Raw genomic sequence first — 309 nt, forward strand, 5'->3', positions numbered from 1 at the left:
TAGGGGCCGGCTCACCCTGCTCAGATTAGCTTTAAGCAGGAACCCTTGGTCTTTCGGCGAGAGGGCATCTCACCCTCTTTGTCGCTACTCATGTCAGCATTCGCACTTCCGATACGTCCACGGTCGGTTACCCTCCCGCTTCACTCGCCTACGGAACGCTCCGCTACCGCGTGATCTAAAAGATCACACCCTAAGCTTCGGTGCATCACTTTAGCCCCGTTACATTTTCGCCGCAGGAACCCTTGTTTAGACCAGTGAGCTGTTACGCTTTCTTTAAAGGATGGCTGCTTCTAAGCCAACCTCCTGGTT

1 rRNA gene is annotated in these 309 nt (G+C 53.7%); it reads right to left on the reverse strand.

The window, feature by feature from the left end:
- Positions 1-309 (reverse strand): 23S ribosomal RNA (locus ACYPYD_RS25505); the annotation flags it as partial.

The organism is Novosphingobium sp. 11B, assembly GCF_054589055.1.